This is a genomic window from Paenibacillus sp. JJ1683 (assembly GCF_053006485.1).
On sequence record NZ_CM129820.1, the window covers coordinates 984,497 to 1,001,467 of the forward strand.

Below are 16,971 nucleotides of genomic sequence, written 5' to 3' on the forward strand. Positions count from 1 at the left end.
CTTCCGAAACCACATGATGTGTGGGGTTGGAAGTTCTTTTGGTCTGTTCCTCTTTGATTAATTAGCAGGCACGTTCTTTTTTAGCCAGGCGGATACTTGCGTAGTTCGCTTATCTTCATTTTGATCTAGTAGTGTCATAAATGCCTTTAGCTTTTGAATGTAGGGACTCTTCGAATCCCTGTTGCGCTGAACGACGAGCTGATATCCTTTTTTGGCATTGGGGCGAATCTTGTTGGTGTCATCATCGAATAATGGTGTATTGTTCGTACCATAAAAAGTATAGAAGAAATAGAGATCATGTAATGATTTGACTGCTTGTGTACGATTGGAATGTGGATATTGGGTTATAAACGACTCTTGCGCCAGCACTCTTCCGGCTAACTGTTGATAACCGATGTGTAATGCTGCATCCTTGGTAGTCGGCTGTCCAGATTCCGTCGCCATGATGTCAATATAGTCGCGGATATCTGCTGTAATGTTATTTCCGAATACTTTATATTTCTCATAATTGATGACTGGGTAAAACATGCCTTCTGCGGTTTCAAGTTTGTAGCCGGCATCTCTTGATTGAGTGAGTAGCTTTTTCAGCTTTGTATCACTTGTCCGACTGATTACATTAGTGAACGAATCACCAGGTTTATAGACTTGATTAATCATAGTTTGAATAGAGGTCGGATATAAGGCCTGTGCATATGAATCCAATTGCTGTTTTTGTGCATTTTCCAAGTGTAGCACTAGGATGGTAGCTTGAGAGGCCGGAATGGATTGGATATGCTTTTGTAAATAAGTGAATGCCTGAGGTAACTTGCCTGGTTGGCGTAGTAGCTGCTCGAAGGTTTTCGAAATATGTTGCACACCTTCTGCTTGAGATATTGTAGTAGATGTCGCTGCTTTGGCTGATGTCGTAGATCCCAATCCGATCGTCTGTACTGTGAAAGTTACTGCTGCGAGCATGAGGTAGGCTTTGGTGATTTTTTTCATGATATAACCCTCCATTGCGTTCTTTGATGTAACTGTAGTGTACAGGGTAAATGTATCGTGAACATTCCATGTTGTATCCAACTTGTAAACATTTGTGGGGGAAGATGAATCCTAAAAAGGAGTCTCCAAGTCAGAGTGGACTTGAGGACTCCTTTGTTCATTTAAATAGAGGAGGGGCAGCATGGTCACACATACAAGCAGCATAGCTGCGCAAAAACACCGAAGAGAAGGAGCGTAGCTGTACAAAAACACCGAAGAGAAGGAGCATAGCTGCACAAAAACACCAAAGAGAAGCAGCATAGCTGCACAAAAAAACAACCATTAGCCAGAGGATAACGGTTGTTTTTTGGGTAGTTAAGCTATTTTTCGATTGGGGTCCGTTTGATAAGTATCTTTATTTTTACCAAACAGTCCACGCAGGAAGGGCAGTACCCAACGGTCAAAGCCGATTCTTCCGGCATTTGCACCAGCAACGATAAGGAAGATTTCAACCAACAGGTAGATTGCATTGGTGCTTACTGTACCCGAGAACAGGAACGAGAAGTTCATAACCATAGCCATCAAAGTAGCCAGTGTAGTCAATGTACCAAGCAGTAGGCCAACCCCGACCAAGAACTCACCCAATGGGATCAGGACGTTGAACAAACCGACATTCGGCAGAGCAAAGGCTTCAAGGAACGATCCCCACCAGCCTTGTACAGCGGGATGATCTCCACCTGTTTTAGCAATGGCCCCCGAGATAAATCCACCTGCATCGAATCCGCCAGTCAGCTTCTCAAGTCCGTGGGTCATCCATTCATAACCTAGATAAACCCGTACTACAGTCAGCAGCCACATTGCTACTTTGTTCTCACGTAACCAGTTGTTAAACATTTAAACCACTCCTCTTTCTTAATCTATAATGATGGGTTGTATTTCATTTTGTTTGGGATGATCATCTTTGCTACACCTTTATTGTATTAGGTTCAGTTACAGTTATTTGTGATAAAAATCACAAAGTTTAAATATTTTTTTAAATTTTAATGTCTTCAGATAAGTATTCTATAGAGAGGTAATGCCTCAATCAAGACAAAAACAGGAAATAAAGCTTATAATGAGAAAAATAACTATGTGGAGGGATGAACTTGTCCGGGCCCATGTCTCAACGAAATCATTGGCTGCGTGTGATGACCTCAGCTCTGTTATGCATGACAATGATGTCTTGTTCTGCTTTGTCCAATACGGGTGAATCTGAATCCGTTCCCAAACCAACCCAGCAAGAAACAGAGAAAAAGGTGCTTGAACCACCTAAGGAGCCATCTGTTCCGGCATTTACAGCTCCGCTTACCGGGCTTCCGGTGGAGCAGTCTGTTATAGAGCGGCCGCTGGCTGTCATGATTAACAATGCTCCGGCTGCGCGTCCACAGGCGGGGCTTAGCCAGGCAGACATGGTATATGAGGTTCTTGCAGAAGGCGGAATTACCCGTTTGGTAGCTTTTTTCCAAAGTCATGGTGGTGATGTGAAGATCGGTCCGGTCCGCAGCATCCGACCGTATTTGATTGAACTGGGCGAAACCTATGGTGCGTTGCCGATACATGCAGGGGGAAGTACAGATGCCTATGCGATTTTACAGCAGCAGCGGAAGGAGCATCTGGACGAGATTTCAAATGGAGGGGTTTACTTCTGGCGAAGCAAAGACCGTCGTCCTCCCCATAATTTATACACAGATGTGAGCAGACTGCGTAAAGGAAGCGATAGCAAAGGGTATGCCAAGCAGACGGAGGTTCCAGTATATCGTTATCTTAAAACTGGCGAAACTCCAGTTATGGTGGACGAGAGTGGTGCCTCTTTGCACATCCGATTTTTGTTAAAAAGCTATCGCGTATCTTATACCTATGATCCAGCTGATCAACGATATAAGCGTTTTGTGAACGAAAAGTCACATCTAGATCAAAATAATAATCAACAGCTCTCAGCGGCCAATGTGATTGTGATGAGTACGAGGCATCGAACGTTGGATGATGTAGGTAGACTAAGTGTTGAGCTGGACGGTAGCGGAGAAGCCATGGTGTTTCAACAAGGAAAGCTAATACGTGCTGAATGGCAGCATATATCTGGCGATGCGATTCGGTTTATGAAAAATGGGGTTGAAATCCCGTTAACGCCAGGTACATCCTATATACATGTGGTACCTGCAGATACTTCACTAGCCGAACATGTAACAACAGAAGCAAATTAGAAAACGTAATACTCCTTTTTAGGGAAAAATTGTCGGATAATGACCTTCCATGTCGGGCATTGTATACGTATATCTAGAAATTTGCTTTTACAAACATTACAAAAACATTGATGAGTGTGATAAGATAGCAAAGGTTGTCTATTGCAGTCGAAACAGGTTGCGGATATTTTCGTAAAGGGGTAATCGTTATGAGATTGAAGAAAAAGGATATATTCTTCGAGACGTTGGAAAATATGGCAGATACGATCGTGCAAGCAGCCGATTATTTTGCCCAACATACTTCAAATCTTCAAGATGTGACTTTGTTTACCAATGAGATGAAGAAGTATGAAAATAAGTGTGATGATTACACACACACGATTATTACTGAGTTGAACAAGACCTTCATTACGCCACTCGAACGCGACGACATCATGGAACTGACAACGACCATGGATGATGTGCTGGACGGTCTTGAAGCGACAGCCTCTCGTTTTTATATGTACAACATTACAGAGCCGGACGAGTATATTGTGCAGTTCGCTGATATTTTGCGTCAATCAGCTTACGAAATTCAAAAGGCTGTACATTTGCTTTCACAGAAAAAATTGCTGGCTATTCGTGAATACACCATTCGCCTGAATGATTTGGAAAATCAGGGGGATGAATTACTGCGTATTTGCATCAAAAACTTGTTTGCAACTGTAACTGATCCTATTGAGCTGATTAAACGCAAAGAATTGTACGAACGCCTTGAAACGACAACGGATTCATGCGAGGATGTTGCAAATATGCTGGAATCCATCATTATGCGTAACTCGTAAGGGAGTCCTTTTACATGGATACAAGTTTACTGGTACTAGGTATTGTTATTTTTCTTGCTCTGGCATTTGATTTTATTAATGGATTTCATGATACGGCGAACGCAATTGCTACTTCGGTCTCGACCCGTGCATTGACGCCGCGACGTGCGATTATTATGGCTGCGGTTATGAACTTTCTCGGAGCGATCTTGTTTACCGGGGTTGCCAAGACCATTGGTGGAAGTGTCGCTGATCCAACCAAGCTTACGAACGGAATTGATATCGTCATTGCGACGTTGATCGCCGCCATTATCTGGAATCTCTTGACTTGGTGGTTCGGTATTCCTTCATCCTCTTCCCATGCATTGATTGGTGCGTTGGCCGGAGCGGTGTATGTAGGTGCAGGACAGGATAAATTAAATTGGAGCGGCTTCATCGGGATTGTTGAGGGCCTTATTTTCTCCCCGCTGATTGCTTTTGTTGTCGGTTACATTGTGATGATGATTTTGAAATACATCTTTGCTTATCGCAGTCCGCATACGGTGAACAAGGGTTTTCGTACCATGCAGGTGATTACGGCAGCTATTCAGTCGTTTACGCATGGTACGAATGATGCTCAGAAGGCGATGGGGATTATCACGTTTGCACTCGTCTCGGCAGGGTATCAAGACCATTTGGAAGTACCTATGTGGGTGAAAATCTCAGCTGCAACAGCCATGGCACTTGGTACGTCTATTGGGGGCTGGAAGATCATCAAGACGATGGGAACTAAGATTTTTAAAATTGACCCAATCAATGGATTTGCAGCCGACGTTTCGGGGGCTTCCGTTATATTCACAGCTACTTTGCTTCATTTGCCGGTAAGTACCACTCATGCTATTACTTCGGCGATTCTGGGTGTAGGGTCTGCGAAGCGTTTTAGTGCGGTTCGCTGGTCACTAGCTGGTCGTATTGTAATAACCTGGGTAATAACGATTCCAATTTCTGCGCTATTGTCAGGTTTGATATTCAAAATTCTTTTCTAGTTTTCTTCATGGTTTCTAGAAAAAGAACATACAATATAGGATACACAATAAGCTTCCGTCCGCTTTTTGCGGCAGGGGCTTATTGGCATTCTCAGGCAAAAATACATCTCTAAAGTTTACACATCCAGATAGTTCCATGAGATGTTTTTTAAAAAATACCTGACATCAAAGTAGTCAATTTTTAATAACTCCTGTAGAATAAACAGAAAACTTTGAACCGTTCAACTGACTGGAGGATCTTATGCAAAAACCAAGAAAACTAATAGCACTCATGATTTGTTTGTTTTCTGTGGTTGCCCTGGCCGGTAATTTCGGTGTAGTGGCCCACGCAGAAAATAAAACAAAGTATGATATCGGCACGGATACAACGTTCGCGCCTTTTGAGTTTGAAGATGTAAATGGTAAATTTGTCGGAATTGATATGGATTTACTGGCAGCTATTGCTAAGGACCAGAATTTTGAGTATACCGTTAAGCCACTTGGCTTTAACGCGGCAGTGCAGGCCCTTGAAACGAATCAAGTGGATGGTGTCATTGCCGGGATGAGTATTACAGATGAACGCAAGCAAAAATTTGATTTTTCTGAGCCCTATTTCGACTCAGGTGTTGTCATGGCGGTCCGTAAGGATAATGATACGATTAAACGCTATGAGGACTTGAAAGGACAGCGTGTCGCTGTCAAAACAGGGACACAAGGCTACACATTCGCGGAATCCATTAAGGAAAAATATGGCTTTACTACCGTTCCGTTCGACGATTCTTCTCAAATGTATGATGAAGTTAAAACAGGTAACTCGGTTGCCTGCTTTGATGATTATCCGGTACTGGCATACGGTGTGACTCAGAATAATGGTCTTAAGCTGGTGACTGATAAGGAAAAAGGTGGCTCTTACGGTTTCGCTGTCAACCAAGGCAAAAATGCGGAGCTGCTGGAAAAATTCAATGCAGGGCTTGTGAATCTTCGTAACAGCGGGGAATATGATAAAATTATGTCCAAATACCTTGGAGAATCCGGCAAAGGTGTGGCTCCTGTAGAACGCAGCCGCTGGGAACTCATTTCCGCTTCGCTGCCTGCGTTGATTAAAGGGATGGGAAATACGCTGTTGTATACCCTGGTATCCTTGCTCGTAGCCTTTTTGCTGGGATTGGTGTTTGGCTTTATGAAAGTGAGCCATAACAAGGTGTTCCGCGGTATTGCAACTGTTTTCGTTGATGTATTCCGTGGTATTCCACTGATCGTACTTGCATTCTTTATTTACTTCGGTATCCCACAGGCACTCGATTTTAAAATGCCGCTTTTTGTCGCGGCGGTGTTGACGTTATCCCTAAACGCTGGTGCTTATGTGACCGAAATTATTCGCGGGGGTATTCAGTCCATTGATCCGGGACAAATGGAAGCCGCTCGTTCGCTTGGTTTGCCGTATCGGACAGCCATGCTGAAGATCATTTTGCCACAAGCCGTGAAAATCATGATCCCGTCGTTTATCAATCAGTTGGTTATTACGTTGAAGGATACGTCCATTCTGTCGGTTATCGGTCTGGTTGAATTGACTCAATCGGGCAAAATCATTATTGCACGGACGTTCCAATCCTTTGATATTTGGCTGGTCGTTGCGGTGATGTATCTTATCGTCATTACAGTCCTGACCAAAATTTCCAACCGTCTTGAAGGGAGAGTTCGCCGTGGGTAAGATTATCGTTAAAAACCTGAAAAAAAGCTATGGCAGTAACCAGGTGCTGAAAGGCATTGACATGCAAGTGCGGGAAGGCGAAGTTGTATGCGTCATTGGCCCTTCTGGTTCAGGGAAAAGTACGTTTTTACGTTGTATGAATATGCTGGAGGAAATTACAGCTGGTGAGGTCATCGTCGATGATTACAAATTGGGTGACAAAAACGTGGACATTAACAAGGTCCGTGAAAATATAGGGATGGTGTTTCAGCATTTCAACCTGTTCCCGCATATGACGGTGCTCAAGAACATTATGTTCGCGCCGACTGAGCTGGGCAAACAGACGAAGACAGAGGCCCGCGAGACAGCTATGAAGTTGCTGGATCGCGTAGGTTTGGCCGATAAGGCAGATGCATTGCCAGGACAGCTTTCCGGCGGTCAGAAGCAGCGTGTGGCGATTGCACGCGCGCTGGCAATGAATCCAGACATTATGCTGTTCGACGAGCCAACCTCGGCGCTTGATCCTGAAATGGTGGGCGAAGTGCTCGGCGTAATGAAAGATCTGGCTCGCGAAGGCATGACGATGATGATCGTAACGCATGAGATGGGCTTTGCGCGTGAAGTAAGTGACCGTGTCGTATTTATGGACGGTGGTTACATCGTGGAAGAGGGAACACCGCAAGAGGTATTTGGTAATCCGAAAAACGAGCGGACTATAAGTTTCTTAGAAAAAGTATTGTAAGTGGGCTAGGGTTTACTTTGAGCGCAGATAGAGATGTGTGTGACGCTCCGCGTTCCATTTGATCTTCCGATCGCTGTTGCCTCTGAATTTTTTTGGATTATGTAACACATGAAAAGGTTAGAATTCAGGGGCAAAGGCGAGCGCTTCGCTTCTCCAGATTCAAATGGACCACTACGCTATTGCCCGCTGAATCTGCTCCTTTCTTGGCAAAAGCCGGCGCCACTTTTAAATGAGTGGGTATAGGCAGCGGAATTGGCGCAGCGCTCTGCTTGCTGCGCCGAGGGGGATATAGCGAGTAAGCATCATTCGATTTGAATGGTGGAACAGGGCATCCCACAACTGTATAAGAAATGAAAAAAGATTTAAGGGGTAACGAATGAATTATTTTAAGGATATCTTCGGGAGCGTGCTGGCCCGGAGATATCCTTTTCTTCATTAGAGCATATGAAACCTAGAACTTGAGATTTGTATAATGTTGAATGGCTTATATAAAATATAAATAACATATAAGACGGCAGTATAAGCGAGGGGGACGTACGGTGATACGTACATTGACTATAGGGCACGATCATCAGGTGACGGTGGGACAACCGTTAGAGCAGATTGTCATGGAAGATTACATATGGATCTGGGCTGACTTTAACGAGCCTACAGATCAAGAGTCAGAGCTGCTGACGAGTTATTTTCATTTTCACCCGCTGGCTGTAGAGGATTGTATGCATGTTCTGCAACGTCCCAAGCTGGATTATTACGAGAATGTACAGTTTCTGGTGGTACATGCGCTTGATGTAGATACATTAGAGGCGGAAGAGGTAGATATGTTTATTAGCAGCCGTTTTTTGGTTACATATCACCATCATGAACTAGAGGAGCTGGATCAGGCCTGGGAGCGGATTGTCGAGCATGCGAACGAACGCAAAATATGGTCTCGCGGACCGCTGGCTGCAGCTTATACGGTGATGGACAAGCTGGTAGACAACTATTTTCCAAGCCTTTTCATCATTGAGGATGAATTAGCCGAACTGGAAGGTTTGGGCGCACACGAATCGGTAGAGGAATTAATGAAGCAGGTATTTGACCTGCGTGGCAGGTTGCTCAAGCTGCGCCGTACGATCGTACCGATGCGTGATCTGATGTACCGAGTTTTGAATTCGCAGCATGTGCAGGGTCAGGGGGATCATATGGCTTATTTTACGGATATCTATGATCATTTATTGAAACTGACGGACATGCTGGAGGCCGACCGCGAGATGACAGCCGACCTGAGAGACAGTTACATATCGCTTAATTCCAATCGCATGAATTCAATTATGAAGACGCTGACCGTAATTACGACCGTTTTTATGCCCTTGACGCTGATTGCAGGAATTTATGGTATGAATTTTTCGAATATGCCCGAGTTGGGCTGGAAATATGGATATTTTGGCGTACTGTTCTTTATGTTCTTATTGAGTGTTGCGATGGTGGTGTGGTTTATGCGTCGAGGTTGGTTTAAATAAAATAGCCTACTTTCTTGTGCGTTTGCGCGGACGTCTGCTTGGGGTAGTGGTACTTTTGCGCTGTGTCTTTTTCCGGCGTCGGCGTGGTGGTGTATATTCATCCAGTTCCTCAGTAATTGGTGTTGTCGTTTTTTTGCTTGCGTTTTTGTTGAATGCTGGGAGCGAGCCCATAATCAGTTTTGCCATCGGAGCAAATTGCTGCACGCTAGACATGATCTTTTGTACCTTGCCGACCGTAGCAACAATCCCGTCAATACCGCCCATACGGTCAATAATACCTTTAATATCGTTGAGATTACCAAGACCGCCAAGCAGCCCTCCTTTGGCTGGGGCGGGGTCTGGCGTGACCACGGCGGCATCTGTTATGCTCGCTGGTGCCTCATAAGGCACCACGGCGGAGGAATCAACTTGCGGAACTTCGCTGTAGGGATCGAGTCCAGGGTAAGGAGTTGAACTATACGGATCGGAGATAGAACGCGTTTGCACCCTCCGATGATAGTAATGTCCAGGCATGAGATCACATTCCTTTGCAGATTGATACTCTACTGTATGTTACAAACGCACAGTGGGTTTAGGCGCGTGTCCTGAGATTAGGTATAAAAGCGGATTTGGGCATTTGTACAGGAAGTTTCTGTAGTCATATAATGTTGTTCTGTAATGCGTGAAACCGTTAATGCTTGAAAAACTAACTATTTGTCGAGTACAATGAGGAGAGATTGTAACCTTTGGGAGATGATAATCTATGCAGCTTAAAAAGCTTAATGATAAAAGTATTGATCAATTGTTCGAAGCTATTTTAACTCTTAAAAATTTGGAAGAGTGCTATGTATTTTTTGATGATCTGTGCACAATTAATGAAATTCAATCCCTCTCCCAACGTCTGGAGGTTGCCCGTATGCTTGGTAAAGGCAGCACATATAATCAGATTGAAGCTGAGACAGGCGCCAGTACAGCCACCATTTCACGTGTGAAACGTTGTCTGAACTATGGGAATGACGGGTATAAAATGACTCTGGAACGTCTGGGTCGCTAATGCAGAGCCCTGGGATACTGGTCATCAGTCATGGCTCTAGAGAGCCATATTGGGTGGAACAGGTGGATCAGGCAGTTGCAAAGCTTCAATTGCTGGAAGCAATGCCGGTAGAGGTTTCATTTTTGGAAACGGTTAAAGGAAGATTGATTCAAGATGGGATTGACCGTCTGGAAGCCTTGGGGGTAACAGATTTACTGGTTATTCCTTTGTTTGTGTCGTCAGGCAGTACGCATGTAGATGAAATTAGCTATGCGCTGGGAGTCAAAGCTGCGCCAGACAAAGAAACGGATTTGGAGCCGTTTCGATTGAAGGCACGTGTGCATTTGGGTAGTCCATTGGATGATGGCGAAGATGTTGCCCGCATGGTGTGGGACAAGGTTCGCCCGTTGTCGGTCGATCCTGCGAGAGAGGTCATTTTACTCGTAGGACACGGGAGCGCGCACAACGGCTTTCTTCAGCGCTGGGAGCAAGGAATTTCCTCGTTGGCCCGTACGGTGCAAAACGTGAGTGGTATCATCACGGATTACGCTTTGCTAAATCCTGAGGGTGTGCATGACAAGGCAGCGTATTGGAATCAGGAGCGGGGTCATGATGTTATTGTGGCACCGCTGTTTTTGAGTTCGGGTTATTTTACAAGTCATATGATTCCCAAACGCTTACAGGGGCTCGAATACCGTTATTCAGGAGATCCTTTATTGCCGCATCCTTTGCTTACAAGCTGGATGGACAGACAAATTTGTAAACTGTTACAGAGTATGCAGAAACAAGCAAGGACTGACAATAGATAAGATGGTCTGAATTCGGCGATAGTCTTTCTAACCTGAAATTCCCTTATTTGGATAGTGACTGGCTTCTTTTATTGTAAAAGAGGTCTTTTTCCAGTATGATGATATTTTGTACAGACTGAATGTGATGAACTGCGATGTGAATATAAATATCATTAAATATACGGGTGGCGTAACGGAATGAAAAGAGCTAGATTAATCTATAACCCGACCTCTGGGCGTGAGGAAATGAAACGTCGCCTTGCGGATGTCTTGCAGCGCCTGGATGAAGGTGGCATTGAGGCCTCTTGCCATGCAACTACAGGAGAAGGGGACGCAACGCGTGCCGCAACAGAGGCCGTTGAGCGTGGCTATGATATGATTATTGCCGCTGGTGGCGATGGTACATTGTATGAGGTCATCAACGGGATGGCTGAAAGGGAAAACCGCCCGCCTCTGGGTGTGTTTCCTCTGGGAACGACGAATGATTTTGCCAGAGCACTGGGCATTCCCAAGCACTGGGAGGATTATTGTGACCTCGTTATTCGTCAAAATCCGAAGCCACTGGATATCGGAAAAGCCAATGACCGCTACTTTATCAACATCGCAGGCGGCGGAACTTTAACCGAGCTTACGTATGAAGTTCCAAGCAAGCTCAAAACGATGATTGGCCAGTTGGCGTATTATTTTAAAGGTATGGAGAAAATGGTCAGCCTTGCTCCGCAGGAGCTGATCATCAAGGCAACGGGTCAGGAAGTGATCCACGACGAATTTATGCTTTTCCTGATCGCGAATACAAATTCGGTGGGCGGGTTTGAAAAGCTTGCTCCTGGGGCGACAATAGATGATGGACTGCTCGATGTCATCGCTGTGCGCAAATGCAATCTGGCGGAAATGATCCGCTTGGTTACACTTGCGCTGCGCGGAGAGCACTTGCAGGACAAAAAAATCGTTTATTTCAGAACCGATTACATGGAAGTGACCTCACCTGGCTATGTCCAGCTTAATCTGGATGGCGAATTAGGAGGCACTCTGCCAGCGACCTTCCGAAATCTTCCACATCATTTGAATGTGTTTCGGTAGGAAGAGGATCGGAAATGGTTTTGTTTCCGGTTGGTTGAGTAGTTCGATATAGACCGCAGAGTAGATAGTTGTTTTTTGTAGGGAACATATCGGTCCTTGCCGTTCTCCGTGGGGAGTAACGGCATTTTCGAGTTGATGTTGAAACATCGTCTAGATGACGATTTGAATGATATGGCTGAATGAAGATAAGCATGAAAAGAAGAACAGAAAGAAGTGACCATCATGACGAATAACCGTAGCGGACGTGGAAAAAGCCGCCGGAATACAGCAACAGCAACTCCAGTTCAAGGAAAGCAGCACCACAAGACCATACAGGCGAAAAAAGAGAGAGAACTGGAACAGTCACGAGTTGGAGCTGGGAATAGAATGCTTCGGGCTGGAACCGAAAGCAAAAGTGGAAATATGGATAATTCGGATCGAAAAATGCGGGGGGATGAACGGAAATCTCGTCATTTTTCCAAAGGTGAACGGAGTAACGATAGACGGAATCAGGAAGCTTCCAATCGTAGCAGGTCTAATGCAGAGCGTAGCGATCTGCCTGTGCAAAAGAATGATGAGGCCGTGATAGACATCATCGGCATGAACCATGATGGCGAGGGTGTAGGGCGTGTCGAGGGTTTTACGCTGTTCGTTCCGGGCGCGTTACCAGGTGAAAAAGTACGGGTCAAGGTGCTGAAAACAAAAAAGCAATATGGCTATGCCAAGCTTCTGGATATCGCGCAATCTAGCCCTGACCGGATCGCAGCTCCGTGCGCTATCTACGATCAATGTGGCGGTTGTCAGATCCAGCATATGAGCTACGAAGCGCAGCTAGGCTGGAAGCGACAGCATGTGGTGGATGTGCTGGAACGTATCGGAAAGCTGAGTGTGGCTACGGAGTCCAGTGAGCATATTGCAGAGGTTTTGGCTGACTCTGCGGATGGAAGTGCAGACCACATGTCGCGTGTACAAGGCGTAGTCGTGCATCCTACACTCGGTATGAGTGAGCCTTGGCGGTATCGCAACAAAGCCCAGGTGCCGATTGGTGTCACCGAAGGTGGGCTTGTCGGCGGCTTCTACGCACGCGGCAGCCATCGCATCGTGGATATGAACACTTGTCTCATTCAAGACGAGCGCAATGACGAAGTTGTCGCACGTGTGAAAGAGATTGGCCGAATGCTGGGCATCAGTGCATATAATGAAGAAACCGGACGCGGGCTGTTACGCCATGTCGTTGTGAAGACCGCTTTTCGCACAGGTGAAATGATGCTGGTCCTCGTCACAAATGGGCGAGATATTCCGCACGCAGATGCGTGGATCGGCAGTATTCGTGAGCACATCCCACACGTGGCAAGCATATGCCAGAACGTGAACACGAAGCGAACGAACGTTATTTTTGGCGACGAGACTCGTGTACTGTGGGGTCGTGACGTGATCTACGACTACATTGGAAACGTACAGTTTGCGATTTCCCCAAGATCCTTTTATCAGGTGAATCCCGTACAAACGGAAGTGCTGTATGGCAAAACCGTCGAATATGCCGGGCTCACAGGCAAAGAAACGGTGATTGATGCCTATTGCGGCATCGGTACGATTTCTCTGTTCCTCGCTCAGCATGCGGACCAGGTGTATGGGGTGGAGATCGTCAAAGAAGCCATCGACGATGCACGAAGTAATGCGCTATTGAACGAAATGCGTAATGTGAAGTTTGAGGTAGGCGCATCCGAAGATGTCATTCCTGCTTGGAAAGAACAAGGCATCACCGCCGACGTTATCGTCGTCGATCCACCCCGCAAGGGCTGCGATCCACGCCTGCTCGACACCATTCTGGAGATGAAGCCAGAACGCGTGGTGTATGTATCCTGTAACCCAAGCACACTGGCGCGGGATTTAAGGATATTGGAGGACGGCGGGTATAAAACAGTGGAAGTACAGCCTGTAGATATGTTCCCGCATACAGTGCATGTGGAGAGTGTTGCGCTGTTGGTCAGAAAAGACTAATTGTTGAGGTGCATTGGCGTTTGAAAAAGGTGAAAATCAAAACAAACTTACTGATAAAAACATCAATAAGATTATCGAAACGTACCGAAATCGTGTAGATGTTGATAAATATGCTCATGTGGCATGCAGCTGAAAATTTTGGGTATTCATGTGTAGAAATTGACGAAAAGGGTCAAGGATATTATTCCTCGGCTCTTTTTTTAAGCCATTCGCTTGGGAACGGCATAGGCTGGGGAAAGTTATGCCGTGCAGTTTTCTATGAACTGTGGCGCAGTACGTTTATAGAAGATGACAAGGAGGGGCGGCGCTCTTCCTTTTTTTGTGAGCTTTTGGGGAGTATGCTCCTCTATTGAGTATGATATACTCATTTAGATGTCTATGCTTAACATATACTGCCGTTTGAACTACGTTGCTTAAACATGTGATATGTGAAGAAGAAGCAAGGACATGAGCAGGTTAGCTTTATCATTTTGGGACCACAGATTTGTCCTGGTATTTATAGAGGAGTTTTTGATATGACGAATAATTTTTGGCGTGATTTGCCGCGACCTTTTTTTATACTGGCACCGATGGAAGATGTGACGGATGTTGTGTTTCGCCATGTCGTAAGTGAAGCAGCCAGACCGGATGTGTTTTTTACGGAGTTTGCGAATACAGAGAGTTATTGTCACCCGGAGGGGAACAAAAGTGTACGCGGGCGTTTGACTTTTACAGCGGATGAACAGCCCATGGTGGCCCATATCTGGGGAGATAAGCCGGAATATTTCCGTGAAATGAGCATTGGTATGGCGAAAGAAGGCTTCAAAGGCATCGATATTAATATGGGTTGTCCTGTAGCGAATGTAGCCGAGAATGGGAAGGGAAGCGGTCTGATCTGCCGTCCCGAAATCGCAGCGGATATCATTCAGGCCGCCAAAGCCGGGGGACTGCCCGTCAGTGTGAAAACAAGGCTTGGTTTCACTGCCGTAGACGAATGGCGCGACTGGTTGACCCATATTTTGAAACAAGACATTGTGAATTTGTCCATTCATCTGCGGACAAGAGAGGAAATGAGCAAAGTAGACGCCCACTGGGAGCTGATTCCGGAGATTAAGAAACTTCGTGATGAGGTGGCACCAGATACACTGCTGACCATTAACGGAGATATTCCGGACCGTCAGACCGGCTTGAAGCTCGCTGAGCAATATGGAGTGGATGGCATTATGATTGGGCGTGGTATTTTCCAGAATCCATTTGCGTTTGAGAAGGAGCCGAAGGAACACAGCAGTGAGGAATTGCTTGAACTGCTGCGGCTTCATCTAGATCTCCATGATCATTATTCAGTGCAGGAGCCACGTTCGTTCAGCCCTCTCGCCCGCTTCTTCAAAATATATGTTCGTGGATTCCGAGGGGCAAGTGAACTCAGAAACAGCTTGATGAACGCCAAATCAACAAGTGAAGTGCGTATATTGCTTGATGAGTTTGGAAGCAAGGATCATGATGAGGTAGAGGAACGTGGAAATTAAATTGCCAAGTTGGGGGACGGGCTGTTAGTAGACATTGAAAACATAGGAGGATATATGTCCTGGAGTAAATTGAAGCAACAACTGGAGAGCTTCCTCTATCCTGCGTTAGACGGAAGGGTTGAATACCGAGCGACCAGTTATCGTTATTTACCTGATAAATCTGGAATTTGTTATATAACTGTAGATAAGAAGAACATACTCAATATGAACGATTTCACTAGTCCAATCAAATGGTATCAGACGGAGTTGGAAATCAAGAATGATCCCAATATCCAAGTTCCTATCAGCAATGAAGAAATTGAAGCGGTCAGAAAAGATGCTAATGGGAACGTTCCGGAAGATCGTCTACAAGTAATTGCAAGAGGTAGAAAAATCTCAGAACAAGCAAAGGAGCTTTTGTCAGCACAGGCCTCATTAAGCAAGTCTAATTTTAATGTTGTAGCTAATAAATTTTTAACTACTTCTATAGAGGACAGCTTAGAGAGTAATGATATCTTATTAAATATTCTAGCTTTAGTGGACAGACGAGTAGGAAAAAAGCGAATTTTAAACATGTCTGAGAAGATGAAGTTAAAGCATCCGATTGTGCAGTATTTTTATGAGTTACGGCGCAGTACGTTATGAAAAAAATAACTTTCAATAATGGGGACACTTCGTGTCAGGGTTGTTCTCACTGAAAACATGAATGAAGACTTGAAAGAAATCGGGGAAAAGTGGAGTGGAAAACAGGGCAAACCGGCTTCCATTATCATGTCTTTACCCTGTTTTTTATATCGGGCTATACCGCCTTGATTCCTACTTTGCAGGCTGGGTATCCCGTTGCTAAATTGGACACAAGCCTAACGAAGGTGAATGAAACGGTTAAGGAAAATTCGCGGCTTGTGTACGACTCCATGCTAAAGGGGCTGCGTCAGGCTGTAGAACATGAGATCAAAATTGGGGTTGGAACGGATGCCGCAATGTCTTACGTCACTCACTATGATATGTGGCGGGAACTAGACCACTATATGAGACAAACGAAACTGAATGCGGGTCAGGTCATCGAACGGGCAACAAAGTCTAATGCGGAAATCCTAGGCATTGATCACCTTACAGGGAGCATTGATATCGGAAAACAGGCAGATTTAATCGTGCTGGAGCACAACCCTTTGGACAACATAAAAGCTTTGTCAAATGTAGCTATGGTTATGGTGAGGGGCAATCTTATACCAACACCATCAGTGACCCGAATTCAGGAAGTGGACGAGCTGCTGGATTCAGTTCGGCAAAATTAAATCCATCCCGTAAACTCCAGTATAGACGCTTTCGCGGATTGTGCTTCGGATTGCGCTCCTTTACGCCATTCTTTGGGGGGCTCTCCCATAAGCTTGGAGAAGCATCGGTTGAAGCTGGAAATGGAGCGATAACCGACTTGCTCGGAGATCGAAAGAATGGAGTCTTCTGTGCTTTTTAACTGCTTGCAGGCCTCTTCGATTCGGGTGCTGTTTAGGAAATCGAGGGGCGACGTTCCCATAATCTCATGAAATTTTCTGCGGAAATGGGTTGTACTTAAATGGCACAGATCAGCCAAAAAATCTATGGTAACGGGCTTCATGTAATGTTTAGTGATGTACTCCAAAGCCGGAGAAATGACAAATTCGCTTTTCAAGCTATGCTCTGTTTCTTGATTAGCCATTGGTTTATTCCTAG

Annotated in this window: 17 protein-coding genes and 1 pseudogene; 14 read left to right on the forward strand and 4 right to left on the reverse strand. The window is 45.3% G+C overall.

The window, feature by feature from the left end:
• Positions 1–57 precede the first annotated feature (57 nt).
• Both ACUC6J_RS04425 and ACUC6J_RS04430 read right to left on the reverse strand, forming a co-directional pair.
• Positions 58–981 (reverse strand): hypothetical protein, encoded by a 924-nt coding sequence (locus tag ACUC6J_RS04425; protein WP_031462908.1) that lies wholly within the window; start codon positions 979–981, stop codon positions 58–60.
• A gap of 354 nt (positions 982–1,335) precedes the next feature.
• Positions 1,336–1,854 (reverse strand): DoxX family membrane protein, encoded by a 519-nt coding sequence (locus ACUC6J_RS04430; protein WP_013369513.1) that lies wholly within the window; start codon positions 1,852–1,854, stop codon positions 1,336–1,338.
• Positions 1,855–2,105: 251 nt separating this feature from the next.
• Between ACUC6J_RS04430 and ACUC6J_RS04435 the strand changes: the two genes are divergently transcribed.
• The 6 genes from ACUC6J_RS04435 to corA all read left to right on the forward strand — a co-directional run bounded on the left by ACUC6J_RS04435 (position 2,106) and on the right by corA (position 8,917).
• A complete protein-coding gene (locus ACUC6J_RS04435; RefSeq protein ID WP_447249806.1) occupies positions 2,106–3,200 on the forward strand; it encodes a DUF3048 domain-containing protein in 1,095 nt (364 codons plus the stop codon).
• Positions 3,201–3,388: 188 nt separating this feature from the next.
• Positions 3,389–4,003: a DUF47 domain-containing protein gene (locus tag ACUC6J_RS04440; RefSeq protein WP_007428879.1), complete on the forward strand. Its 615-nt coding sequence runs from the start codon at positions 3,389–3,391 to the stop codon at positions 4,001–4,003.
• A 14-nt stretch (positions 4,004–4,017) separates the two neighbouring features.
• Positions 4,018–5,007, forward strand: coding sequence for an inorganic phosphate transporter (locus ACUC6J_RS04445; protein ID WP_016819805.1), 990 nt, complete (start codon positions 4,018–4,020; stop codon positions 5,005–5,007).
• 241 nt (positions 5,008–5,248) lie between these two features.
• Positions 5,249–6,697 carry an amino acid ABC transporter substrate-binding protein/permease gene (locus ACUC6J_RS04450; protein WP_045244202.1) on the forward strand — a complete coding sequence of 483 codons (1,449 nt, stop codon included), beginning with the start codon at positions 5,249–5,251 and terminating at the stop codon, positions 6,695–6,697.
• Positions 6,690–7,418 carry an amino acid ABC transporter ATP-binding protein gene (locus ACUC6J_RS04455; RefSeq protein WP_013369518.1) on the forward strand — a complete coding sequence of 243 codons (729 nt, stop codon included), beginning with the start codon at positions 6,690–6,692 and terminating at the stop codon, positions 7,416–7,418. Before ACUC6J_RS04450 ends, ACUC6J_RS04455 begins: the two co-directional genes overlap by 8 nt.
• 539 nt (positions 7,419–7,957) lie before the next feature.
• Positions 7,958–8,917 carry a magnesium/cobalt transporter CorA gene (gene corA, locus ACUC6J_RS04460; protein WP_025364065.1) on the forward strand — a complete coding sequence of 320 codons (960 nt, stop codon included), beginning with the start codon at positions 7,958–7,960 and terminating at the stop codon, positions 8,915–8,917.
• Between the two features lie 6 nt (positions 8,918–8,923).
• Here corA and ACUC6J_RS04465 read toward each other — a convergent pair whose 3' ends face one another.
• Positions 8,924–9,430 (reverse strand): tyrosine protein kinase, encoded by a 507-nt coding sequence (locus ACUC6J_RS04465; protein ID WP_447249807.1) that lies wholly within the window; start codon positions 9,428–9,430, stop codon positions 8,924–8,926.
• Positions 9,431–9,659: 229 nt separating this feature from the next.
• Between ACUC6J_RS04465 and ACUC6J_RS04470 the strand changes: the two genes are divergently transcribed.
• The 8 genes and pseudogenes from ACUC6J_RS04470 to ACUC6J_RS04505 all read left to right on the forward strand — a co-directional run bounded on the left by ACUC6J_RS04470 (position 9,660) and on the right by ACUC6J_RS04505 (position 16,556).
• Entirely contained in the window at positions 9,660–9,950 is a 291-nt protein-coding gene (locus tag ACUC6J_RS04470) for a YerC/YecD family TrpR-related protein (RefSeq protein ID WP_007428885.1), read from the forward strand.
• Positions 9,950–10,738 carry a sirohydrochlorin chelatase gene (locus ACUC6J_RS04475; RefSeq protein WP_447249808.1) on the forward strand — a complete coding sequence of 263 codons (789 nt, stop codon included), beginning with the start codon at positions 9,950–9,952 and terminating at the stop codon, positions 10,736–10,738. Before ACUC6J_RS04470 ends, ACUC6J_RS04475 begins: the two co-directional genes overlap by 1 nt.
• A 177-nt stretch (positions 10,739–10,915) precedes the next feature.
• Complete coding sequence (locus ACUC6J_RS04480) at positions 10,916–11,797, forward strand: diacylglycerol kinase (RefSeq protein WP_019686192.1); 882 nt, start codon at positions 10,916–10,918, stop codon at positions 11,795–11,797.
• A 222-nt stretch (positions 11,798–12,019) separates the two neighbouring features.
• The gene (gene rlmD / locus ACUC6J_RS04485; RefSeq protein WP_447249809.1) at positions 12,020–13,777 is read left to right on the forward strand and encodes a 23S rRNA (uracil(1939)-C(5))-methyltransferase RlmD; all 1,758 of its coding nucleotides are present in this window, start codon (positions 12,020–12,022) and stop codon (positions 13,775–13,777) included.
• A 19-nt stretch (positions 13,778–13,796) separates the two neighbouring features.
• Positions 13,797–13,901, forward strand: a pseudogene (locus ACUC6J_RS04490) (N-6 DNA methylase); the annotation flags it as partial.
• Positions 13,902–14,292: 391 nt separating this feature from the next.
• A complete protein-coding gene (locus ACUC6J_RS04495; RefSeq protein WP_447249810.1) occupies positions 14,293–15,282 on the forward strand; it encodes a tRNA dihydrouridine synthase in 990 nt (329 codons plus the stop codon).
• A 54-nt stretch (positions 15,283–15,336) separates the two neighbouring features.
• Positions 15,337–15,906 (forward strand): SF0329 family protein, encoded by a 570-nt coding sequence (locus ACUC6J_RS04500; RefSeq protein WP_447249811.1) that lies wholly within the window; start codon positions 15,337–15,339, stop codon positions 15,904–15,906.
• An 89-nt stretch (positions 15,907–15,995) separates the two neighbouring features.
• Complete coding sequence (locus tag ACUC6J_RS04505) at positions 15,996–16,556, forward strand: amidohydrolase family protein (protein ID WP_447249812.1); 561 nt, start codon at positions 15,996–15,998, stop codon at positions 16,554–16,556.
• Here the strand turns inward: ACUC6J_RS04505 and ACUC6J_RS04510 are convergent.
• A complete protein-coding gene (locus ACUC6J_RS04510) occupies positions 16,553–16,957 on the reverse strand; it encodes a helix-turn-helix domain-containing protein (RefSeq protein WP_447250284.1) in 405 nt (134 codons plus the stop codon). The two genes, ACUC6J_RS04505 and ACUC6J_RS04510, sit on opposite strands and share 4 nt — an antisense overlap.
• Between the last annotated feature and the right edge of the window lie 14 nt (positions 16,958–16,971).